A 21,325-nucleotide genomic window follows, 5' to 3' on the forward strand; every position below is an offset into this window, starting at 1 on the left:
TTCATAAAAGGGCGACCCAAAAGGTCGCCCTTTTATCGTTACCGTCGCGGGATGGAGCAGCCCGGTAGCTCGTCAGGCTCATAACCTGAAGGTCGTAGGTTCAAATCCTACTCCCGCAACCACCGAAACCGACATTCCACAAAGCCCCGACGCCAAAGCGCCGGGGCTTTGTGCATTCTGCGCCACTCGACGCTGCTCGATCCACTCCAGGATCCTGCCAAACTCGCCGTAGAGCATCGCGTTGACCTCACCGCGCTTCGCGCCGGGCGTAAGCTCGATCCGCTCGATCAGCGCCCGCAACGCATCGGCGGCTTCCTGGCGCTCCTCCGGTTGAGATAGTGCGTGCGTCAATCGCTCGACTTTGCGCCGATAAATCTCGGAGATGTTGGGATGGATGTCAGGCACGTCAACAGGGGCCGCAGCCAAACGAGCGCGGATCGCATCCTCCTGCGCTTCCAGCTCCAGAAGCTCATCGACAAGCGCGCGTGTGCCCTTACCTGCCTTTGCGAGTGTCACGAGGCCCTTGATCGCCTTGAGGACTTTCTGCAGCTCGGTTCGATCGGCGATTTCTGACGCGCGGCGCTGGTGGTTGATCCGGTTGCTCTCCTCGACATAGGTCCGAATGGCCTCTGCTGCGACCTCCGGGGTCATCATGCGATCGCGCAGACCATCAAGGACGCGCGCTTCGAGTTTGTCGCGCGTGATGCTATGCCCGTTCGCGCAGCTTTTCGTATCACCATGGTTCGAACAGGCAAACCGCCCCCGCCCGCGAAGGGAATAAGAACCGCCGCAGCAGCCGCAGTAGACCAGGCCGGAGAGAAGACTTTTTGGGCGATGCGTTCGATTAAGGGCTGTCTGAGCAGAGCGAGTTGCCGCAATGCCGTCGGCATATTGGATAGCGATATTCTCCTGCCTTGCCTTCACAGCGTGCCAGAGTTCTTCATCCACGATCCGCAGGTCAGGAACCTCGGTCACAATCCATTCGGATTTGGGATTGATGCGGGAAACCCGCTTGCCGGTTTGCGGGTTCTTCAGATAGCGCAGCCGGTTCCAGACAAGTTTGCCGATATAAAGCTCATTGTTGAGGAGGCCGGTGCCGCGCTTGGCGTGGCCGCGGATCGTGGTCGATGTCCACAGCTTCCCCGTTGGGGCAGAAATCCCGGAGGCATTCAGGCGGCAGGCGATTGCATGGGGGCTGAGCCCGTTGGCGAACTGTCGAAAAACCTGGCGAATGACTTCAGCTTCCGCGGCATTGATACTCCGCTCGCCGTGCACAGGTTCGCCTTCGCTCGAGAAGCGCCGCACGACGTCGTAGCCAAAGCAAAGCCCGCCCCCGGATTTGCCCTTCTCGACGCGGCCGCGCAGACCGCGGTGGGTCTTCTTGGCAAGATCCTTGAGGAACAGAGCGTTCATCGTGCCCTTGAGGCCGACATGCAGTTCGGAAACCTCGCCCTCGGCCAGCGTAACGATTTTGACCCCAGCAAACTGGAGGTTTTTGTAGAGCGTGGCGACATCAGCCTGGTCGCGTGACACGCGATCCAGCGCTTCGGCGAGCAGGATGTCGAAGCGCCCCATCTGCGCATCCTGCAAAAGTGACTGGATGCCGGGACGCAGTATGACGCTCGCGCCCGAGATCGCTGCATCCTTATAATTGGCGACAATCCGCCAGCCTTCGCGCGCCGCCTGTTCACGACATATCAAAAACTGGTCGTCGATGGATGCAGGGCTCTGCTTGTCATCGGAATAGCGGGCATATAGCGCGACGCGGGGCATTCGGAGTCTCCAGAGATGAGCTTTGGGGTCAGTCTACAGATTTGACCATGCTTGCCAATCTGCAGCTGCGATCAAAATTAGAGCGCGCTTCTATACTGCACTGCTGTCGGCCAACATTGATGGGCGGGCTTCGACATCGTCATCAATCAACCGTCGCGGGGTGCTACCGTTGGCTTTAGTCGGCAATCTGTGAGCAATTATTTGCGATGCTGGTGTAATCCGCCTTCTGTTGATCCGGCGGTCCGAGCAGATGCTCGGCCAGCTTGTTCCGACCTTGAGCAATGTCGTGGCGCAGGCCCAAGGCCACCAAGCTTCGTTTCACCGATCTATGACGGCACGACCGATGCGCTTTCGTCGCTCTCGTCCGGCCAGTCGTTCGGAACGAGCGCGGGCGGCTTGGTCCACGGTTGCTCGACCAAGGCGGACTGGAACCAGTCGTCGCGAAGATTGGCGTGTTCCGTCACGATAATCTGGAATCCCTTGGCGTCCTCCTCGCCAAAGCGCCGGAGCACCTCGAACAAGCGGCGGACGGCTTCAAGATCCGCATCCGTTTCTGTCTTCTCGATCGATCCGCCGGCTGCGGCATAGACCGTCTCGGACGGAAAATAGACCTGGGTCGGCTGGTCGATTAGCAGGAAGCGCGGCAAAGGCTGATCGTTGTTGGCGGCGAACCGGTGGAGCGCCAACAGGGCCGCCAAGTGGTAAGCAAGATGGTTCTCGCCCCCGCCCGTCCTGGGCATGTAGATCGGTCGGCTCGGTCGGTCGATTACAACGGTCAGGTTGTGCATGTCGAGGCGCGCCGGATACTGGCCGAATTCGCCGCCCAGATCGGTAATGTAGCGCGACATGTGCATGGAGATGTTGTTCAGCGTCGAGGCGAGCCGTTCGCCGGAATCATCTGCCCCGATCTTTCGTTCCAGATCGTCGGCCTTCGCTTTCAACCGTTTCTCCTCGGCCTCAAGACGCGCCATCTCGGCGTCGGGAAGGAGATTCTCCAGGAAGAGGCTGACTCGGCCCACAACCCGGGACGCGGCGTTGTTGCGATTACCCATCTGCGCGATGACCTCGTTTGAGGCGATCGCCGCCGACAGCTCGACCTCTTTGGTGCGGATCTGATCCCCAACCGCCTCAAGCGCCGTGCGCTGAACCACGAGATAGGCTTCCAGGGCAGGTCGCTCGCCCCGAACGGCGGTCATTTCCTGGTCCAGCGACTCGATCTCCGCCAGAAGCATGCTCGCGATAGGGCTGGATAGCGCCAGATTAGCTTCGGTGAAGGGCCACTGCCACTCGCCCGTTTCCTTGCTTTTCGGTAGGGCCTTGATCGAGGCCAGACGGTCGCGCTGCTCCCCGGCCTCGCTCTCGAAGCCCTCCGACCTTTTGGCGAACTGGACCGTAGCGTCGATCCGTCGCTGAATCTCGCGACGCTGCTCGCGAAGGCCGAAGAGGTTTGTTTCAATGGTGGCGACCCTCTGGCCGTCGTCTTCGGGCACGGGTGCCGGCGTCCACGACAGGGCGTCGCGAAGGAGGCTGACGACAGGCTCGCCGGCGCCGCGGTCGGTGGCGAATATGCCGACGCTGCGCGCTTCCGAAATCAATCCAAGAGCGCGCTCCTCGGAGGTTTCGACCGCGCCCCTGGCCTGCTCGAGCAGCTTGCCGTTCAGCCGGCGATCGCGCTGGAGCGTGCGCAGCTGGGCCTCCAGCTTGTAGCGGTTTCTCGAGGATACCCCCAGGAGAATAGGCAGGGTGTCCTTGATCGCCTGTGGTTGGAATGGCTCGTTTTGCCGGTAGAAGAGCTGGTCCTTGTTGGCGACGATCGTCTGCTTCTGGAACAGATAGTAATAGGTGTGCTTGATATTAGCGTCATAGCTCTCACGGCTGTTCTCCAGCGGCACCGCCGTGGTGTTCTCGGGGATGCCGATCATGCGTGAGAGAAGGGTCTCGACCCCGCTGTCGTCGTCATTGACCAGAAGATCAGTGTGGTCTGGAGCAGCGATGTCCGCACCGCGCCGGATCATAGCGGTGCTGCAGCTGCTTCGACCTGAGCCCGGCGACGGCTTGGCCACCAGCACCTGCTCTCCGGCGAACTGATAGATGACGGCGAACCAGCTTACGCGATCGCGTATGACGCCTTCGGGAATGTTGAAGGTCGAGCGCCCCATGCAATATTCGATGATTTCCGACAGAGCCGATTTGCCGGTCGAGGACCGTCCAGTGATGACATTGAGGCCGTTCAGGTGAAACTGCACATCCCGCCTGCGGCCGTCATAGCTATAGAGGTGGATCGACTTGATCTTCATGGTCGGACCCCCAAGGTCGTGTAAATTGTGACGCGATCGCCAATCTGGGCGAATTCGCGACCGAGGAATTTCGCCACCCGCTGACAGGAGATCGACTCGGGCGTGCCATCTATTCCCTTGCGGACGCCCTCTCGGACCGTCCGCAGGCGACCGTCGGGCGTGACGACGAGGGCGCCGAGCTGCATCAGCAACCCGAGCGCCTCGAACGCGAACGGCAGGAGATCCGTCGTTCGTTTCGGCAGATCGACGAGCATCTGCGGATTAGCCACAACGATCTTCAGAAAATAGCTTCGGTTCGCCTTGGCGAGGGTTTCGCGCGCGTCCCGCTGCAGGCAGAGCGGCAGGACGAGCAGCGTAAGCGAGAACGGCATCCCACGCACATCTTCATCCTCATAGGCCGCGAGCGCGCGGAACAGGACAAGGCCGCAGAAGGCCGGATTGAAAAGGTTCCTGATCTCTACGGGTCTAAGGTCCCACCGTTTCATGCAGCTACCCCGAGCAGATCGGCGAGGCGCTTCATGAATGCGGGATTCCAGTGCACCCGCGGCATGGGACGGGCGTTGGCGAGAATCTGAAAGGCGCCGCGAACGACGTAAGCCTCGGTCACACGCTCCCTGATCCGCAATTCCCCGGTTTCCGTTTCAGCCCATTTGTAGAGTTGGCGTCCGGCCGCCCGGAAAGCGTCGTCCCCGCTGGCATCATGAAGGGTCTCGAAGATTATATCCCGGAAGCGGCCCCACTCTTCGATCAACCGATCCTCATATTCTTCCATCTCCCCCGAGATCAGCAGATTCTCCCGCGCCCAGCTCGACCGCTGCTCGAAGGCGCGGTAATAGTCGATGATAGCGCTCTGGATGCGGGCGGGGGATACGTCGAGGTCCCGAAGTTGCTCGACAAATAGACGGGTGTCGTTGGCGACGTCGATCCGCCCGTCGGGCATCCGGCCGCGGAAGGTGATGGGCAGACTGTCGGACCGGTACTCTTCGGCAATCGAAGAGAGCTTGTCCGACACCTCATGGCCGTAGACCAGGCCTATTCGCTCACCGGTGAGTACCTTGATCATCAAGTCCATCCACCAGCCTTCCAGCCGCTGGAAGAGCGGACCCCGGACGTCCCGGCGGACGGTCCTTAGATGCTGGTCGAGCACGATCTGCGAGATCGTGTCGATACGCGGGCTTCCGTCCAGAATGAGGATCCGGCCATAGAAGTCGACGAGTTCGTCCTCCGTCAGCTCGGCCAGATCCGTCTTGGTCTTGCCGATCGTCGCAGAGGTGCTGCGATCTAGAAGCATTGCGGCCATTGCTGCTCGATCTGCCGGATCGCTATCGACCTCCGCAAACAGCGTCAGCTTCGATCCCGGCGCGATGACCGCCGTGGTGAACAAGACGAAGTCGGTGTTAGAGCTGATCCTGCCGTTGTCGACATAATAGGCCAGCCATACCCTCACGGATTTCCAGAAGTCGACGTCCAGATCCGTCAGCCTGTCGCCCTCGGCCTTGTGCTTCAGCGACGCCAGGGTCTTTCGTCCGCCCGCCGTGTCAAACTCGAGATCGTCGCTTTTCTCGATGAGAAGCGAGGTGCTTTCGGGCAGGGACAAAAGCCTCAGCAGCGCTAGCCTGGGCTGATATATGAAGCCAAGTCCTGATTCCGCAGCGGAAAATATCGAGCGAGGTTCAGGCATTGCGTTCGGCATCCCCTACCGCATGATGTCCTTCGGTCATCCACTGAATCCCCTCATCGTCGCCTGATCATGGATGCAACTTCAGCTCGAAACAATAACTGAATAGCTACTGACGATCTTACAGCAGTGGCACCAGCGAACATCAGGACGTCTGTTGCTACTACTGGAAGCTGCCGTTCCGCACCGCTGCCGGAATGTCGAGTAAGTTCCACGACTCCGCGTTCGCTTCCGGTAGCAGTCGACCCTTCCCGGGCATTCAACGATCCAATCTCCACATTCCAAAGGCGGACATTAGTTTAACGAACACGGGCTTCTGCCAGGCGTTCCATCAACCGGATTTGCGCTTGGTCCTGACCTTGGGAGCAGGCAATTCCTGGGATGTGATACGAACGATCTCAGCAAGCCACTCACGGTCATCCCACTTTTCCGCGTCGATCAGGAGACAGGGCTTTGCACCGGGATATGGAGGGGCTTCTTCCGCACCGGCAGCGAATGCCCGCCCTCCAACCGTGGGCTTTACGAATAGGTGGTCGTCGCAGACCAATGCAACCATTTTCCCATCGCAATAAATGCCGAATTCGCCAAACATCGCCTTGGCTGAAACGGTGCCGCTGCCTGCCAACTGCTCAACAAGGAATTCAACGGTTCTACGATCTGACGCCATAAGGCAATATCGACTGTCCTGATGAAAAGGTCGAGGGTCAATCGACCCTTTGTGGCCGTTCAGCCCCCGATTCTTCGTTCCCAGCAGCGGTCCGTCTGCTTTCTCATTCTGGATGCCCGAGACTGGGCCGACAGCAGATTAGTACTTCCCAGCGGTCTTGCCGAGGAAACCTGTCATGGCGGCCGCAGCTTCGGTAAAACTGAGGTTGGGTGAACGGTGGGGCCGCTTAGCTCGCAACACCGAGGTTCGGCGTTATTGGGCCGCTGCCCTTTTCCGGCCGATAGTCAGCAAGCTATTTGAGGACTGCCCATCTCACTCAATCCGCTCATTTCTCAGGCTGGGCTGGGCTGTTGCCAAACCCCGAGCGTCAGTGCTTCATATCCGTTGAAGAAGCTTTCGAATTTAAAAAGGTGCCTTTGCCCGTCGTCGTTCACGAGGAGAACCTCGGCGTCACCAAGCGGACCAGCGCGCTGCGAACCCGAATACCCGCTTACGATTCCAAACAGGTCAACATCCGTCAGGCGGCCAAAGTTCGCGCGGAACAGCGGTGACTGAACGCAATAGCGGCATGGGTTGACTGCGTCGAAATCCGCTTTACGTCGGCTTGAATGCGGGTGTCCTGTCACAAGAGCCACCATTGGCCGCTGAGCCTCTGCTTGCTCGACGAATCTCCAGAGGGTTGATGTGATAGTGTTGCCATAATGGCTACTTAGCTGCCGAATTAGAGTGATAGAGGGCGGGCTCGACATCGCCTCTTCAGTGAAGCGGTCAGCTAGGAACAGGAGCCGACCAGCCGCATAGTTGGCTTCGGCCTCCATCGTCTCGTGACATGACGGCGCCAATGTCACTCGGTCATCCCCGTACATCATGCCTTCGTGCCAAGGGATGACGCTATGGCCGATTTCATGCGCCTCACTCCAGCGGTGCTTCAACTCCGGCACGTCAGCATCGAGCAAAATGCGTCTGGAATCCGGAAGATAGAGCGCCTTTAGGCTAAGCTTTGCGATCGCCTCCTTCAAAAGAGTTGGGCGCTGAAACACCTGCTGCCCGGCGATCTTCATCCGGCTGAAGACTTCGCTCACGAACCCATGATCTGTCGAGCTGTAGAATTGCCTGTCGAGCTTGAGCAAATCGCGGACGATGCGCAGATCGATGGGTGGCTCGGGATTGCCGAGCCCTCGGATGATCTTTTCGATCTGCCCGTCGATGTCCGAAATTGTGCGCGGACCGAGCGCGACATTCCTCATGCCCGTGACCGATCCGCTCGGTCCTGGATTACTGCGACGACCGAATTAAGGAGATCGAGCTCGTCGTCGGAGAGGCGTCCGCGAAGTTCGGACCGTGCAGCGAATCGCCGCTGCGCGACATGGGGATCGACATCGTTCGCCACGATGACGCCAGCGAGCTCGTTCAGCTTCAATTGTGAAAAATGGAATTTCTGCGCAATGTACCAGACGGTCCGTCCCTCCACGCAATAATAGGGATCCTCCTCAATAGCCTGCGCCTCGCTGAGTTCGATATTCACTGCGTTCGCGAACTCGTCAACCGACAGGCCCTCACGCCGCCGAAGCAGATGCACGAATTCACCGAAGGTGGTGGCACTATCATCCGCTGCCTGGGCAGACAATCCGTCTGCCGGCTGGCCGAAAATGCTTCCGGCACCAATCGGGCCATCCGGCTCCGCATCGATGCGGGCAAGCCACCATTCCCTTGATCTCTCTATCGGCACTCTCTTCACTCCTGCGCCAATAACGTTTGAGCCACGTCGGAGGTCATCTCGTAATATCGTAAATTTTGCACCTGTGCATCTGGACCGAGGTCGATCATGCCTTCCTTCTCGTAGTAAGGTTCCGCCTGCGGTAGGGAATGCAGCCCGATTCGCCCCTTGAAGCCCTCCTCGAAGCTTAGCTCGACCGCTGCGGCCAACAAAATCGGCCCTGCGCCGCGATACTTTTTCTGCGTGCCGGCAAATGACTGATTCCATGGCGCTACCTCCAGATAATCGACGTAGACGAGCGGCTTGCCGCTCACGCCTTCCAAGCGGGCCGTCTTGGTGAGATCGACCCGCATCAGTGCCTGCGTCATCCCTTCAGCCGTGATGCTGAACGTTCGAAAGGCCAGCAGCTCGTCTTCAACGACCTTTGCTGCCCAGTTCCAGTGTCCGGTCTGCGGCCACTCCGACTTGGGCACGCCCTGTTCGTGGAGCGCAGCCTTGAGCGCGCCTAACGCAGGCTGCCAAGCATTGTGCCAGTCCATGATGTGATTCACGCCGATCCCGTAGACGAGTTCGGCAGGCACGACGTCGTCGGTCGTGAGATCCCGAAGGAAAGTCGGCGCGGTCGCAAAGGTCACAAAAGCATGAGCTCGGCTTTGTCCTGCGTAGCCTCGTTTTCGAAGACGAGTTTGTCGCCCTTCTCAACCCTTGCGTCGAGCATCTGATAGAGGCGCAGCGCTTGGCGCAGAACGGCGGTCTTGCTCAGATCCTTGCGCATCGACAGGTCTTCGAGCGCCCGCATCTCGGCGTCCGTGAGGTTGAGGGTCATGGTCCGCTTGGACATCGGAATCTCCGTTACTGCAGCACTGTATATGGGCGTAATAGCTACATTGTCAACTTTAAACCTTTAATTTTTGCCTATTGAATAGCTAAAATATAGCTACTATGTATTGATGGAGGAGATGTCCAATGAGTCGTGAGTACGTAAACCATGGTGACATTGTCCGCTTTGCGGATGCGCGCGTGAACCTGAAGCGCGAGGATGCCAGCGAGTTGCGTGCCCAAGCGAACCGGTTGCGCGACAAGCTCGAGACCTATTTGTCGCATCATCCCGATTTCGGACTGAAGAAGATGCTTCTGTCCGGCAGCTTGGCGAAGGGGACGGCGCTCAAGTCGGTCAGCGATATCGATGTTGCCTGCTATGTGGCCTCGGAGTCCGCGCCGCATGCGGTCGGCGATCTGATCGAGTGGCTGGCCAAGCGCCTGGAAAGCGCGTTTCCGGGCTTTAAGCCGTCGCAGATCGTCCGTAAGACTTATTCGGTATCCGTGAATTTTATCGCGACCGGCAATGAAGTCGACATCGTGCCGATCCTCTATACGGGCGATCCTCAGTGGCGCGGCAATTTGATTTCGCAGGACACCGGCGAGCCGCTCATGACGAGCGTGCCGATGCACCTCGACTTTGTCCGCAAGCGCAAAGCGGGAAATCCGGTGCATTTCGCTCAAATGGTCCGGCTCATTAAATTCTGGGCCGGACTGAGGAAGCGCGAAGATAGCAATTTCCGTTTTAAGTCGTTCATGATCGAATTGATCCTGGCTCACTTAGCGGACCGGGGCGTCGCGTTGAACGACTATCCCGAGGCACTGCAATCGTTCTTCACCTTCCTAGCGAACGACCAGCTTCGGTCAGTGATTTCGTTCACTGATTATTATCCGGCAGGAACCTGCGTCTTGACCAGCAACCCGGTCCGCATCTGGGATCCGGTGAACTGCGAGAACAATGTGGCGAAGCTCTATACCGAAGCCAATCGCGGCTTAATCATCGAAGCAGCGATAGACGCCGGCGACGCGGTGGATGCGGCGCTCCGCGCGATTTCGAAGGGCGACACCGTCCGTTATTGGCAGAAGGTCTTCGGGCCGAGCTTTGACGTCTAAGGATCGACGATGAGCAGCTATACTACGACAGAGACGAGCACCTTTACGATCACCCATGCGCGTTATATCGCGTCGAAGGTGGCGACCGACCTTAAGCGCTTCCAGCGTTTCTATGGATCGCCAAGCGACGATCTGATCGACCGATATGAGGGCGAGCTTGTCGGGCTGCTGAAGCACGATGCGGTCGATACGGTCGTTTACGGGTTCCAGCGAAATTCGCTCTGGACCCCTGCATCGGTGCGCTATCGCGCCACGCCGGGCGGTTCCTTGGCGACTGATGACGATCCCGGCAAAATCCGGCCCGGAATAGATATTGCGGGCGCGCATTTCACTTCTTTCCTCAGTTATTCAAATACTTGGTTAAACTTGACCCAGGCGGAGCGCGACAGCATCAAGAAGAGCTTGCCGATTCAGCGATCGACCAGCTCCGTCCCCAATCTGGAGAGCGGGGCGTGGAGTGACGATCTCAGTTATTCGGCAGGTGGCCGCGGACTTGGGCGCAGCAGTGTGAGGACGTGGTAATGTCAGAACGATTGACTCTCGGCGAGCTGTTTGATCGTCGGCTGGATTTTCCCGACCTCGATGCTCGCCGCCGCCTTAACCGTCTAGTCGGCGTCGAAGAGACCAAGCAGCGTTTGACCAAGATGCTGGGCATTCTGGTCAATCCGGCGGGGCCGCGTGCCTGGGCGAAGAGATTTCATCCGGATGCGCAGGTTCTGCTCGACTATGTCGAGTGCCGCCCTCCGCTTGTCATTCTCGCGGGTGATGTGGGATCGGGTAAGACCGAGCTCGCCGAAACGATCGGGGACGCAATCGCGCGGCAGGAAGACATACCCGTTACGCTCTATCCGCTTAGTCTGTCCACCCGCGGTAGCGGCAAGGTCGGCGAAATGACACGACTGGTCTCGGCCGCGTTCGACTTGACACTCGAGGCGGCTTCTAAGCTGCAGGGCAATGGCGCCCGCGCGTCCGGCGGCGTGATCCTGCTGGTTGATGAGGCGGACGCGCTCACTCAGAGCCGCGAGGACGCACAGATGCATCACGAGGACCGGGCCGGCGTGAACGCGTTCATCCGCGGCGTCGATCAACTCGCCGCCAAGCGCGTGCCGGCTGCGGTGATCCTTTGCACCAATCGCCTATCGGCGATCGATCCGGCTGTGCAGCGCCGCGCGGCGGAGATCTTTTCCTTTACGCGGCCTAATGCGGAGCAGCGCCGCGCTGTGCTTCAAGGCCCACTCAACGAGGCCGGCTTGAATGCGGGTGATGTGGAGCGGATCGTCGCCGCGACCGGCGAGGATCGGAGCAACCCTGGGTTTACCTATTCCGATCTCACCCAGCGCCTAATCCCCACCCTCGTTCTGGACGCCTATCCTGATCGCGCGATCACCAGCAGTCGCGCGCTTGAACTAGCAAGGCAGATTCGACCCACCCCGCCCTTCCGCGACGGTACGGCATGATCGCCATGTTCGCGAAAACGGAACGATAGCGTGGTCGATGCGATTACAGCAAGTTGGCATGGCAACAACTACCAGTCGCGCGTGTTCTGGCAGAATGCCTTGAACTTGCTCGACGACACGGCCTGCGTCGTCGAGGTGACGTTTGAAGCGAATGGCCCAAAAGCCTTTGACGACGTCGTCGTAAAATATGATCCGCCCGTGCCCCGTTCCGGCCCAGACCGTATCCATGCTGACTACCATCAGGTAAAGTATCACGTCGATCGCGGCGGGCACTTCGGCTATCAGGACTTCATCGACCCAGCATTCATCGGAGCGGCTTCCTTCTCACTGCTGGAGCGCCTGCGCGATGCGCAGGCGACCGCGCCGGCTCCGTCGCTGTTCACCTTCCTGACGACGTACCGAGTATTGCCGACTGACCCGCTCGCGACGTTGATCTCGGGAAACGACCACACCCTTTTGCTCGAGCGGTTGTTCGACGGCACGACTGACCGCAGCAAGATGGGGAAAATTCGCAAGTGCTGGCGCGAGCATCTCGGCCTCGCCGATGACGAGGCGCTGCGCATGGTGTTGCGCGGGTTCCGCGTGATCGACGGCCACCGCTCGCTTGACGAGCTGCGGTCCGAAATAAATCTGAAGGCAAAAGTCGTCGGGCTGCTAACCTGCAACGCCGCCGATTCCGATTTCCGTTACGACGAACTGGCGCGCCAGCTCAAATCGCGCCGATTGAACGCCTTCACCCGCGAGGCACTGCTGACGCTTGCCCGCGATGAAGGCCTGCTTGCGGAAGTCCGGCCTGCCGATCCGTATTTGCCAATCGCGATCCGCAGTTTCCTCGGCCCCGCCTCGGACCTTACTGGCGCATTGCCAGGGAACACGCTTCTTCTGACTGATGCGTTTCGTCAGCGGTATCTGGAGGACAGTCAGAGCTGGCAGTCGGATATTCGGCCGAGGGTCGAGGCATTCCTTGCGGTCGCTGCCAAACAATCGCGGAAGTTGTGCCTGACCCTCGATGCCCATGCCTCAATCGCCTTTCTGGCGGGCTCCGTGCTCAACGTAAAATCGGGCGTCGACGTGCATCTCATCCAAAAGGGCAGAGTTGGAGCCCGTATGTGGCGCGCCGACGACGGCTCGACGGGCGCACGTTTCGCTGAGCGCATGTCACCCCAAGGTACCGGTCGCGACATCGCCGTGCTTATGAGCGCGGCGCAGGATGTCGAGCCACAGGTGCGTCAATACATATCGAGCCATGCGCTCGATATCGGCACGTTGCTGTCATTTTCATTCGAGAGTGGCCCAGGCCAACAAAGTATCACAGGCGGCGAACATGCCACTGCGCTCGCCGAACAGGTTGCTAATGCGATTCGGCGGTCGAAGGTCGAAGACCCTAACGCGATCGTCCACGTTTTCGCGTCGGTCCCGAATGCGATGCTCTTCTTCTTCGGACAGCAGCACCAGGCTGTTGCACCGTGCATCATATATGAGTTCGATTTCGACCGGCGCGGTAACAAAAGTTATCAACCATCGTTTCTCATGGATTGAAGGTGAGCCGCGCGTTCCGCTTAGCGGAAGAGAGGTGGCCACGTTAGTCTCCAGCTGTCCTTGTAGCTTGTCGATGGCCGCAGTCTGCTCCCGCTCTGTTACGAGATTGGCGCGGTCACAATATTTAGAAGCGGCTTACTTTGGAGGGCGTTAAGTTGAAGGTCCGGATCAATCTCAGTCTCGTAGACTACATTCGCACTGGCAACGCAAACACGGAGGGGTTGCTGGCAGGCGATCATCCATTGATGCCACTCGTCACTGACTACTATAATTTCTTCGCCACGAAACTTTGGAGCGACGGGCAGCCGATCGCGGAAGTGCCGATGTTCCTGTCGACGAACGCCTTCATGATGTGGACGAGCGGCGTCCGCGTTGCGATGAGCGGGCACGAGACCGCCATCTATCCTTTGTTCCGGACGGCCTTGGAGTCTGCTTGCTACGCGCTGCTAATCTCTCTCAAACCCGAACTGGAAGCCGTTTGGTCTGATCGGGACAAAGGCGATGCGGAGAGAAAGGCATCTCGCAGGGCGTTCGGCGGCACGGTCGCGGACGTCGTCAAACACTTGGAAATTATGCAGGCAGGCCTGGGCACGTTCATTAGCTCGCTATACGAGGCGAGCATCGACTACGGAGCACACCCTAACACCCGCGCTATTCGTAACCATGTGCAGGTCACTCCGCCTACCGATGAGCAGAAAAGGTTTGATCAAGGCAGCATTTATCCGGGGGATTCATTTCAAGTGTTTCGTGCGCTGACCTCCGCATTGGAATATGGTCGTGGTATAGCCTTGGTGCTGGCGCACTGCTTGCCTGTTATGACGGCCGCAGTGGTCGAACCGCTGCGGCAACTCCAACTTGAGTTCGTTCGAGTGCTAGAGATGGAAACGCCTGACGAGCGCGGACATATTTAGAGCTCAGATCAGCGGGCGTTGACCGCCGGTGCCATCGAAAGCTCTCGTCCGCTGCGCGACTGACGTCGTTCCTAACCTTCGTTTCGAGAGAGGGTTGAGCGGCAAGGGCTCCGACAACTGCTGAGCAGAAAATTGATTGCGAGGCTCTTGGCCATCGTACCGATGCGCCGCTTGCTCGAACACGCCGCCATCTTGTCTCTTCGACGTGTATGTCCTGGGACATGAACGTAAGTTTTATACCGCCAATCAGCGTTCGAAAGTGGTAATCCCGCCATCCACGATTACGTCCATTTGCGCTTACGCGATTGATCGCCCGCTTTTTGGGTAGGCTCCGCCGCGAGCGAATGGCTGAACCGGGGCGCATTGCCGTCTTCCGGCTCTCGGCTGTCTATAATATAAGCTGGGAACGGCAGCTTCTCTATCGCGGCCGAAGTCAATAGGCGCAGGTCGTTTTCCGCCGCTGCCAGTGCGCCGGTCGTGTCGGGTTGATAGACGACGAAATGCGAATGATAATTTTCTGCCGAGCTTGAGATCGCCACACGGGGTTCGTGCTTCTCTCCGGGGTCGACTCGTAGCCGCCCCATGAGGGGGTAAGAGAAAGCGGCGTGGATCAGTCTTTTGGACGCCCTCGCAATGGGGCTGCTGCCGTTACGATCTCACGCCACCTTCGTTCCCGTGAGGACATCTTCCTGCCGAGGCAGAACCGTGAAACTCCTGTTTGAAATCGTGTCAGGCGACCGCGATCGCCGTGCCGGGCTCGCTGCCCCAGCGGAAATTGGTCCCGTCCGTCCACATGCGGTGGAGAACTACCGCCAGTCGACGCGCGACGGCGACGATGGCACTCGGCATGCCTCGGCGCTGTGCGACCTTCATCCCCCAGGCCTTGAGCCACGACCAATGCCGGCTCTGGGTCAGCAGCACCTGCGCGGCTTCATACAGCATCGTTCGCAGCATGGTGTCGCCGGACTTGGAGATGCCCCCGTCATAGTCGATCTCGCCCGACTGATGGCGTCTCGGTGTCAAACCAACATGCGCCCCGACCGCCCTGGAATGGACGAACCGTTGCGGTTGATCGACGGTCGCGCGATAGGTGAGCGCCACGACAGCTCCGACGCCGGGCGCGGTCGTCAACCGCTTGCAGACCGGATCATGCCGAACCGTGTCGAACAGCATCTTGTGGAGCACGGCGAACTGCTGGCGCATCACCCGCCGCACCGTCAGTAGCGGTTCGACGATCGCCGCCAGTCTCGGAAACCCCTCGACCAAGTGCCGGATCCGGGCCTCGTAACCGATCGTGCTGACGACACCGACCTTGAGGCCGAAATTGCGCAGCGTGCCCCGCATGTCGGACTCGATGTCGATCAGCTTGCGCTGGACGAGTTTGCGGCTTGTCAGCAGCATCCGTTGCTCCTGCGCGGCCAGCGTCTTCGCATGCACCGGCTTGAACGGGCCGACCCGCATCATCTGGGCAATCCCGCGGGTATCGTTGCGATCGGACTTGTTAATTTGCTGGGCCCTCAACAGCGCCTTCATGTGCCGGGTCTCGACGCAGATGACTGGGAGACCCGCCCCGGTCAGACCGTTCACCAGCCATTGCGACAACGGCCCGGCCTCGATCCCGATCCTAACATAGTCTTCGCCGACCGAGGTCAGTAGAACGACTATGTCATCCGGCTCGGTCGGCACCTTTTGCTCGCAAACCACCTTGCCGGCATCGTCCACCACGCACACCGACGTCTCCTTCACCGAGACGTCCCAACCCACGAAATGTGTCATTGCGTCTCACTTCTTCCCTCGATGCACGAGGTCAGGCTCGACCCCGATCCAGGCATCGTACGTGAAGGGGCTGCAATCTCATCCGCTGTCGAAATGCAGCCGCCGCGATACACCATCTTTCTGAAGTCTGTGATTCTGAAGCCGACATTCGGGAAAGTCCCACTTATGCAGTCACTCCGCTCTCATTTAAAACCCCTAACCTAGGCCAAAGATGCGGCATACCCTGATCGTCGTGCCATTTCGCGGTACGCTGCAACAGGCCGAGCCCACTGACCCGGACCCGAATACACCGGAGACTGCTTTATAATGTCCAGCTCAGATATCGGGGCTAAGACAACGACCTCGTTCCCACAGCCACGCTTCAATCTCGGCAAGAGTGACCTTGCCCGAATTGCCTACACTCATGATTTTACGGCGGGTCAATGTTGCAACCCGCTCCGGAAGTAGCCGGTCGCGCTCGCCAAGGTCCGCTTCCGGCTCGATGACTAAATGTTGCAACACGTTATTGGCCCGGCCCGACAGTGCGGCACGGTTGGTTTGAATAGCTTCCTCTCGGGCACGCAACTCCTCACGTGCCATGACATCGCGCACCCGGCCGATGCTGATCCCAAATGCTGCGGCAATTTCGCGCTGTTTCATGCCTTTGGCTTTCATGGCAATCATACGCTTTCCGCGCTCCTCTGCATCACTTGGCTTCTTTCTGGGTTGCCGTATCGCAGGGCGTTTCACCTCGATTGCGCGAACACCGTCCCAGAAGCGGATGGTGTGCAAAGACGCAGATCTGATCGCATCCATTGCCCATGTTTTCGCAGCGTCAACATCTGGCACATCGACCAGCCTCATTGATGGCTCGCCCTCGTCGGAAACCAGATAGAATGCAAACGCAGGCACAAGTTCGTCCTTCGGAAAGACCATGATTTTCAGACAAAATCATTCCGTCGGCAAGATTGCAATTGCACCGCCGTACGGCGCAAAAATGCGCCGACACAAGCAAGGAATAGCAGCATATTTGCCGCAACATTCGCCCGACAATGGTTCATCTGATATTGAAACGGCTGACAAACAAACCTCATTCGCACGATTTAGGCGGGACGTCCGTGCGCTTTTCTCGCTGCTGTCGCTCCTGATCAAGTTCACGGGCGATCTGACGGCCAAGGAGGCGCGCAAGTCGCAGGATGGCGGCATCCGCTTCGGCAGAAAGACTGGGAGGTGCATCTCGATTGGGCCGTTTTTTCTTCATTGCGGCCGTGCCCAGGATTTGGAGTACGCCCAGTTATTAGAACCGTAGAACAAAGCTCGATGGAGGGCAGGAGGAAAGAAGGGGGCAAGATGATCGCGGTGGCTATGGGCGATCGGTCCACGGTGATCATGGTGGATCAGTTTCCAGTCGGATAAACCTGTGCTATTTTTCAAAACGGAAAGGCTCTGCAGATGCAGATTGTTGATCACCTCGAACAGACAGATGCGGCACACCCGCCATCGCCGCGCGCTGCCGATTGGTTTTGGCGGCCATGGTACGCCAAGCTCTACTGGGTAGCGGCGCTGCTGTACTGGATTGGCCTCGAGATCATGATAGCCATTCCGTATGACCGGGTGAATACATCCGTCGCCAACAGCATGGTGTTGCTCATCATCGTCTTCAATCCGATCACGGTCGTGGCGGTTCTTGGCTATGGATTTTTGAAAGCCAAGGTTACTTGCGGAGAATGGGTGATCGTGCCGGGGTCGGTACCGCAAAGACCGCTGGTTGATCAAACCTCTGACCCATTCGATGTGCGTTCGGGTGATTTGCATCTCCGACATATCGGCGTGATTCAGGACTGACATCATGGATCCCGGCGCTCCTTGAAGCTGGGATCCCCGTCCGACATTCCGTTGTCGCGATCGAAAAGCAAGCGTCCCGAACTGAGGATCGACGACTGCTCCATCGACGTGATGGGGCCAGTCACATCGACTGTACCCCGTCCTGAATCAGCCTGTCGTAAATACCGGTTACGGAGCCCATCACTACCGAGTACCCGTTCTCCCAACTCCCTGGCGAATGCCTCTTCTGGACGCCCAGAGCGAGAGGCTACTTTTTCTGCAGATGCGATCGCCTCCCGAACATCATAATTCACAATGTCGATCGATGATCGGGCAGAAACTGAAGCGCTGCCACGATCCACAAAGTCCATACCAATCTTGCCGGAGAGCGAACCGACAGCGCTACCCTTGGTGCCGCCCTTGTTATCGCTACTCTTGCCTCCCGAACCCATCCCGCGTGTCGCTGAAGCGGTCAAGTTGCCCGATATGCTCTGACTATCCTGCGTTTGGTGCTCGGCAGATCGGGAAAGCGACCGTTGCCACCCGGTCTGCACCATGATCGCGGTAACGTCGCGCTCCAGCGTATCGGCGACCTGCGGTTTCAGCCGCCAGTCACCCCGCCGATCCATCTCGAACCCGCCGCGCAACCAGTTGGCCATGGCGGTCTGGCCCTGCGCGCCGCTGCCCAGGAAATGCTCGATCGTGTCCGGCCCCGCCTGTTTGCCGGCTTCGAACCGCGTACTCGTGTCGTTGCGCGCAGACTGGCTGAACCCTGTGCTGCTGGAGACGAGCAGATCATTATGCGCAAAACTGAACCGGGCATGCCCGCCATTGGCGATCGCGCCAAGCTGGCTTTCGTTGATCAGTCCCCCGCGCCACATTTGTGCCGCCAGTTCCGGCGTCAGGTTGAGGCCGATGTCGCCATTCTGGTCCATGGCGATCTGGCGCTTCGACATCTCCACGCCATGCTCGCGGAGCAGCGCCTGGGTACGGGTGAGCCGCTCCTTGTCGACGATGCCGGTCAGTCGCTCGTTGCGCGCGCGATCGGCGATACCTTCTGCGCCGCCTTCAGCCATATCGACCTGGTTTCCGGCAGTGCCCGCCAGCGCGCGGATGAAAGAATCCAGACGCGCGGCTTCGCGGACCGACACGCCAGCGGCAGCAGCGCCTTGTGCAAAACCGGCATTGTCCGCCTGGCGCCGTTGCTCACCGATCTGGGCCGAGCTGCGCACGCCATCAGGACCGATCTCGCGTTGGGCATCAAGCTTGCCCGACCGCTCAGCAAAATCATAACCGGCGGCCTCGCGCGTGCGGCCATAGACATTTGTGCCCTCGCGTGCGGCTTCCGCTGTTGCTCCGTCGGCAGTGCCGACCTGAACAGCGGCATTATAGCTTTCCAGGGCGCGCAGCACCTGCGCCTCGTTGCGCCCGGTCGAGCGCGACAACTGGCTGATCGCGCTCGATCGCGCTTCACCTGACAACGCATTGATGAACCCGATGCGCAGACTGGTTTCGGTGACCGAGAGACCCAGCATCCCTGCGGCCTCGCGCTGCCCCTGATTATGTCCGGTACGATGGGCCTGTTCCGTCGATACATTGCCGCGCTCGACCGCCGCAACCCTGTCGCCGGCATAGTCGCGTCGTCCCTCCATCGCGCCAACCTGCGTCTGCGCGGCAGTCAGGTCATTGCGCAGCATCTGTTCCTGATCGAAGGCGTTGGCGGTGATCTTGGCAAAGGTCGGATCAGCACTGGCCTGGGCGATCACGGTCGACGCCTTAAGCGCAGCGTCCTTTGCATCATAGCCGCTGCGTTCAAAATGCCGCTGCGCGCCCGACTGCATCATCTCATAGGCTTGGCTGTCGCCGAACGCCTTCCACTGCACCATATTCTGCGCGAAGGCGGCAAAAGCGCGTTCGCCGCCCTGGCCTTCGCCGAAGTAGCTCGTGCCTAGCTTGCGAAGTGCGTCCCCTTGCGCAAAATTGTGGATGGCAGAGGTCGCTGCATTGGCGCGGATCGCGCTGGCCGTGGCAGGATCGTTCAAATCCCGCCCGACCAGGGCAGGGGAGAGCCCGCCCAGTTCCCGCGCGGCATCGGCCCGACCCAGCCCGAACGCCGCCGTTCCGGTCGCGCCGCCGCCATGTTCTCCGATGACCGACCCGGCCGACGCAAAGGCGCGATCGAGCCCAAAACTGCTGCGTTCGCCAAAATCGCCGAACCCCGACGAGGTGGAGCGCCGCGCCATCGTGCCACCGGCCGATGCCTGCGCTTCGAGTGCAGAGGCATAGCCCTCGCTGGTCCCGATGGTTGCCGCCGCCATGCTGCCCTGACCCTGGACGCCGAGCATGCCCGACGTGAACGCAGTGAACATATTGCCAGAGAAGCGGAACACGGTGAACACGAATGCGCCCGCCAGGCCCGCGGCTGCGGTTCGGAACGAGCCGAAGATGGCGAGCGCCTTCATCGCGGCTGATGGTGCCAGGATCCAGCTATCGGCCGCGACATTGGTCGCGCGCAATTCGGCCAGCACATCCATCGCCCGGCCAAGGGTGAGCTGGTAAATGCCCGCATCGATCACGCCCCAGAGCGCGACGAACACGAACAGGCCCAGCGCGAAGCTTGCGACCCGCAGGTTGATCGGCGTCAGGATGAACAGCAGCGCGATCGGCATCATCATGAGCATGATCGCGAACACCGAAGCCCGGATGGTCGGCATCCACTCATTGGCAGTGGAAAGCGTGGCAAGTCCATTGGACTCGATCGCCCGGTTCGCCATTACCCGCGCCGTGGCTGCAGGCGAATCTTCGAACAAGACATCGCCGACCGTCTGACCGAGCAGAATGTTGGTGAGGAACGTCTGCCGGCTCATGGATTGGCCCAGCATCATGTCGCCCAGCGCATCGATCTGCTGGCGGCAGCGATCGCGCTGGCTCGCCTGGCTTACATCGAACCCGGTGCGAGCGCAGACCTGGTCGCTATAAGCGTCGAACACAGTGGAGTCCGACAGGCGATCGGCAATATGGTCCCACGCTGCATCGCAGCTCATGGTCGCGCCCCCTTTGTCGCTCGCCGTGAAGACGGTCGAGAAGGTCGCAGGGCCCGCCATCGCCGCAAAGGAGGCGGGAAGGTCAGTCGAGGTCCGGAACAGCTGATCGTCATCGACGCCATAGGCCGGTGAGACACGCGCAACCGGGTAGCATTGGCGAACATAATCCTTCACGCTCGCGTCGAGGAAGGTGTCGACAATCGGGCTGCGCGGCGAGACTGCGTTGAGGAACAGGTCGAACGCATGGCCGCCAGCGCCAAATTCCAGCTTGGCATTGGGATCGGTGGTGTTGTCATCGATCGTTTCAGCAAGCGCCCGTTCCATCAGGTTGGTGACGCCGGCGACCAGCACGATGAGATTGGGGACGCCGCCGACCGGCTGATAGGCGTTGCGCACCCGGTCATAGATGTGGACGGTACCGGTCGTGGCGATCATCCCGGCGAACAGGCCTATACCGACCAGCATCTGGAAGCCGAATGCAACCAGGCCCATGCCCGAACCCCGAATGCTGGCGATGACCGCGCCAAGGCCAATGCCAACCACCGCGACAATCAAAACCAGTGTTTCATAGCGCGGATCACCGAAGATCATCGCCACCAGGTGAAACGCATCGACGGTTTCGGAAAAGCCGTCCCAAGTGTGATAGCTGGCATCGATCGCCAGCGCGGGCGTGGCGCTCAGCAAGCCGAACAGGACGCATGCCAGGCGGATGAGATGACGCATGGCTCGCC

The 21,325-nt window shown here is 59.6% G+C and carries 20 protein-coding genes, 1 tRNA gene and 1 pseudogene; 9 read left to right on the forward strand and 13 right to left on the reverse strand.

The window, feature by feature from the left end; all coding sequences use genetic code 11:
• The first annotated feature begins 45 nt into the window (after positions 1 to 45).
• Positions 46 to 122 (forward strand) — tRNA-Met (locus D0Z70_RS15190).
• Positions 123 to 342: 220 nt separating this feature from the next.
• Positions 343 to 573 (forward strand): hypothetical protein, encoded by a 231-nt coding sequence (locus tag D0Z70_RS25400; RefSeq protein WP_239018938.1) that lies wholly within the window; start codon positions 343 to 345, stop codon positions 571 to 573.
• Positions 574 to 720: 147 nt separating this feature from the next.
• Here D0Z70_RS25400 and D0Z70_RS25405 read toward each other — a convergent pair.
• The 9 genes and pseudogenes from D0Z70_RS25405 to D0Z70_RS15235 all read right to left on the reverse strand — a co-directional run.
• Positions 721 to 1,773, reverse strand: a pseudogene (locus D0Z70_RS25405) (recombinase family protein); the annotation flags it as partial.
• Positions 1,774 to 2,099: 326 nt separating this feature from the next.
• Entirely contained in the window at positions 2,100 to 4,070 is a 1,971-nt protein-coding gene (locus D0Z70_RS15200) for a DUF3732 domain-containing protein (protein ID WP_119747922.1), read from the reverse strand.
• Positions 4,067 to 4,555, reverse strand: a complete 489-nt coding sequence (locus D0Z70_RS15205; protein ID WP_119747924.1) for a three component ABC system middle component — start codon at positions 4,553 to 4,555, stop codon at positions 4,067 to 4,069. Before D0Z70_RS15205 ends, D0Z70_RS15200 begins: the two co-directional genes overlap by 4 nt.
• Entirely contained in the window at positions 4,552 to 5,667 is a 1,116-nt protein-coding gene (locus D0Z70_RS15210) for an ABC-three component system protein (RefSeq protein ID WP_220475652.1), read from the reverse strand. Before D0Z70_RS15210 ends, D0Z70_RS15205 begins: the two co-directional genes overlap by 4 nt.
• A gap of 412 nt (positions 5,668 to 6,079) precedes the next feature.
• A complete protein-coding gene (locus tag D0Z70_RS15215) occupies positions 6,080 to 6,415 on the reverse strand; it encodes a TfoX/Sxy family protein (protein ID WP_119747926.1) in 336 nt (111 codons plus the stop codon).
• A gap of 332 nt (positions 6,416 to 6,747) precedes the next feature.
• Positions 6,748 to 7,662 (reverse strand): ImmA/IrrE family metallo-endopeptidase, encoded by a 915-nt coding sequence (locus D0Z70_RS15220; RefSeq protein ID WP_119747928.1) that lies wholly within the window; start codon positions 7,660 to 7,662, stop codon positions 6,748 to 6,750.
• On the reverse strand, positions 7,659 to 8,144 hold the full coding sequence (locus D0Z70_RS15225) for an XRE family transcriptional regulator (RefSeq protein WP_119747930.1): 486 nt from the start codon (positions 8,142 to 8,144) through the stop codon (positions 7,659 to 7,661). The genes D0Z70_RS15220 and D0Z70_RS15225 overlap by 4 nt, the downstream gene beginning before the upstream one ends.
• 5 nt (positions 8,145 to 8,149) lie before the next feature.
• Positions 8,150 to 8,767 (reverse strand): GNAT family protein, encoded by a 618-nt coding sequence (locus tag D0Z70_RS15230; RefSeq protein ID WP_119747932.1) that lies wholly within the window; start codon positions 8,765 to 8,767, stop codon positions 8,150 to 8,152.
• On the reverse strand, positions 8,764 to 8,973 hold the full coding sequence (locus D0Z70_RS15235; protein WP_119747934.1) for a transcriptional regulator: 210 nt from the start codon (positions 8,971 to 8,973) through the stop codon (positions 8,764 to 8,766). Before D0Z70_RS15235 ends, D0Z70_RS15230 begins: the two co-directional genes overlap by 4 nt.
• A gap of 125 nt (positions 8,974 to 9,098) precedes the next feature.
• On the opposite strand from D0Z70_RS15235, the gene D0Z70_RS15240 reads away from it, so the two are divergent.
• From D0Z70_RS15240 to D0Z70_RS15260, 5 genes are all read left to right on the forward strand, one after another.
• Positions 9,099 to 10,064 (forward strand): CBASS oligonucleotide cyclase, encoded by a 966-nt coding sequence (locus tag D0Z70_RS15240; protein WP_119747936.1) that lies wholly within the window; start codon positions 9,099 to 9,101, stop codon positions 10,062 to 10,064.
• Positions 10,065 to 10,073: 9 nt separating this feature from the next.
• Entirely contained in the window at positions 10,074 to 10,586 is a 513-nt protein-coding gene (locus tag D0Z70_RS15245; protein WP_119747938.1) for an HORMA-1 domain-containing protein, read from the forward strand.
• The gene (locus tag D0Z70_RS15250; RefSeq protein ID WP_119747940.1) at positions 10,586 to 11,521 is read left to right on the forward strand and encodes an AAA family ATPase; all 936 of its coding nucleotides are present in this window, start codon (positions 10,586 to 10,588) and stop codon (positions 11,519 to 11,521) included. The genes D0Z70_RS15245 and D0Z70_RS15250 overlap by 1 nt, the downstream gene beginning before the upstream one ends.
• A gap of 30 nt (positions 11,522 to 11,551) precedes the next feature.
• Positions 11,552 to 13,060 (forward strand): SAVED domain-containing protein, encoded by a 1,509-nt coding sequence (locus tag D0Z70_RS15255; protein ID WP_119747943.1) that lies wholly within the window; start codon positions 11,552 to 11,554, stop codon positions 13,058 to 13,060.
• Between the two features lie 155 nt (positions 13,061 to 13,215).
• Positions 13,216 to 13,971, forward strand: a complete 756-nt coding sequence (locus tag D0Z70_RS15260) for a hypothetical protein (protein ID WP_147418773.1) — start codon at positions 13,216 to 13,218, stop codon at positions 13,969 to 13,971.
• 281 nt (positions 13,972 to 14,252) lie between these two features.
• On the opposite strand, the gene D0Z70_RS15265 is transcribed toward D0Z70_RS15260, so the two are convergent.
• From D0Z70_RS15265 to D0Z70_RS15275, 3 genes are all read right to left on the reverse strand, one after another.
• Positions 14,253 to 14,510 (reverse strand): hypothetical protein, encoded by a 258-nt coding sequence (locus D0Z70_RS15265; protein ID WP_147418774.1) that lies wholly within the window; start codon positions 14,508 to 14,510, stop codon positions 14,253 to 14,255.
• Between the two features lie 190 nt (positions 14,511 to 14,700).
• Positions 14,701 to 15,747, reverse strand: a complete 1,047-nt coding sequence (locus D0Z70_RS15270; RefSeq protein ID WP_119747950.1) for an IS110 family RNA-guided transposase — start codon at positions 15,745 to 15,747, stop codon at positions 14,701 to 14,703.
• 315 nt (positions 15,748 to 16,062) lie between these two features.
• Positions 16,063 to 16,662 (reverse strand): hypothetical protein, encoded by a 600-nt coding sequence (locus tag D0Z70_RS15275; protein ID WP_119747952.1) that lies wholly within the window; start codon positions 16,660 to 16,662, stop codon positions 16,063 to 16,065.
• Here D0Z70_RS15275 and D0Z70_RS24950 point away from each other — a divergent pair.
• On the forward strand, positions 16,661 to 17,035 hold the full coding sequence (locus D0Z70_RS24950; protein WP_182913978.1) for a hypothetical protein: 375 nt from the start codon (positions 16,661 to 16,663) through the stop codon (positions 17,033 to 17,035). The genes D0Z70_RS15275 and D0Z70_RS24950 overlap by 2 nt on opposite strands.
• Before the next feature lie 143 nt (positions 17,036 to 17,178).
• Positions 17,179 to 17,571, forward strand: coding sequence for a hypothetical protein (locus tag D0Z70_RS15280; RefSeq protein WP_119747954.1), 393 nt, complete (start codon positions 17,179 to 17,181; stop codon positions 17,569 to 17,571).
• Between the two features lie 2 nt (positions 17,572 to 17,573).
• On the opposite strand, the gene D0Z70_RS15285 is transcribed toward D0Z70_RS15280, so the two are convergent.
• A complete protein-coding gene (locus tag D0Z70_RS15285; RefSeq protein WP_119747956.1) occupies positions 17,574 to 21,317 on the reverse strand; it encodes a conjugal transfer protein TraG N-terminal domain-containing protein in 3,744 nt (1,247 codons plus the stop codon).
• Positions 21,318 to 21,325: the final 8 nt, after the last annotated feature.

This window comes from Sphingobium terrigena, from assembly GCF_003591655.1.
GTDB lineage: Bacteria > Pseudomonadota > Alphaproteobacteria > Sphingomonadales > Sphingomonadaceae > Sphingobium > Sphingobium terrigena.

Coding starts and splice junctions, on each gene's coding strand:
- D0Z70_RS15245 (WP_119747938.1), top strand. CDS start 10,074: ATGAGCAGCTATACTACGACAGAGACGAGCACCTTTACGATCACCCAT.
- D0Z70_RS24950 (WP_182913978.1), top strand. CDS start 16,661: ATGATTTTCAGACAAAATCATTCCGTCGGCAAGATTGCAATTGCACCG.
- D0Z70_RS15235 (WP_119747934.1), bottom strand. CDS start 8,973: ATGTCCAAGCGGACCATGACCCTCAACCTCACGGACGCCGAGATGCGG.
- D0Z70_RS15280 (WP_119747954.1), top strand. CDS start 17,179: ATGCAGATTGTTGATCACCTCGAACAGACAGATGCGGCACACCCGCCA.
- D0Z70_RS15205 (WP_119747924.1), bottom strand. CDS start 4,555: ATGAAACGGTGGGACCTTAGACCCGTAGAGATCAGGAACCTTTTCAAT.
- D0Z70_RS15220 (WP_119747928.1), bottom strand. CDS start 7,662: ATGAGGAATGTCGCGCTCGGTCCGCGCACAATTTCGGACATCGACGGG.
- D0Z70_RS15200 (WP_119747922.1), bottom strand. CDS start 4,070: ATGAAGATCAAGTCGATCCACCTCTATAGCTATGACGGCCGCAGGCGG.
- D0Z70_RS15250 (WP_119747940.1), top strand. CDS start 10,586: ATGTCAGAACGATTGACTCTCGGCGAGCTGTTTGATCGTCGGCTGGAT.
- D0Z70_RS15285 (WP_119747956.1), bottom strand. CDS start 21,317: ATGCGTCATCTCATCCGCCTGGCATGCGTCCTGTTCGGCTTGCTGAGC.
- D0Z70_RS15215 (WP_119747926.1), bottom strand. CDS start 6,415: ATGGCGTCAGATCGTAGAACCGTTGAATTCCTTGTTGAGCAGTTGGCA.
- D0Z70_RS15270 (WP_119747950.1), bottom strand. CDS start 15,747: ATGACACATTTCGTGGGTTGGGACGTCTCGGTGAAGGAGACGTCGGTG.
- D0Z70_RS15275 (WP_119747952.1), bottom strand. CDS start 16,662: ATGGTCTTTCCGAAGGACGAACTTGTGCCTGCGTTTGCATTCTATCTG.
- D0Z70_RS15240 (WP_119747936.1), top strand. CDS start 9,099: ATGAGTCGTGAGTACGTAAACCATGGTGACATTGTCCGCTTTGCGGAT.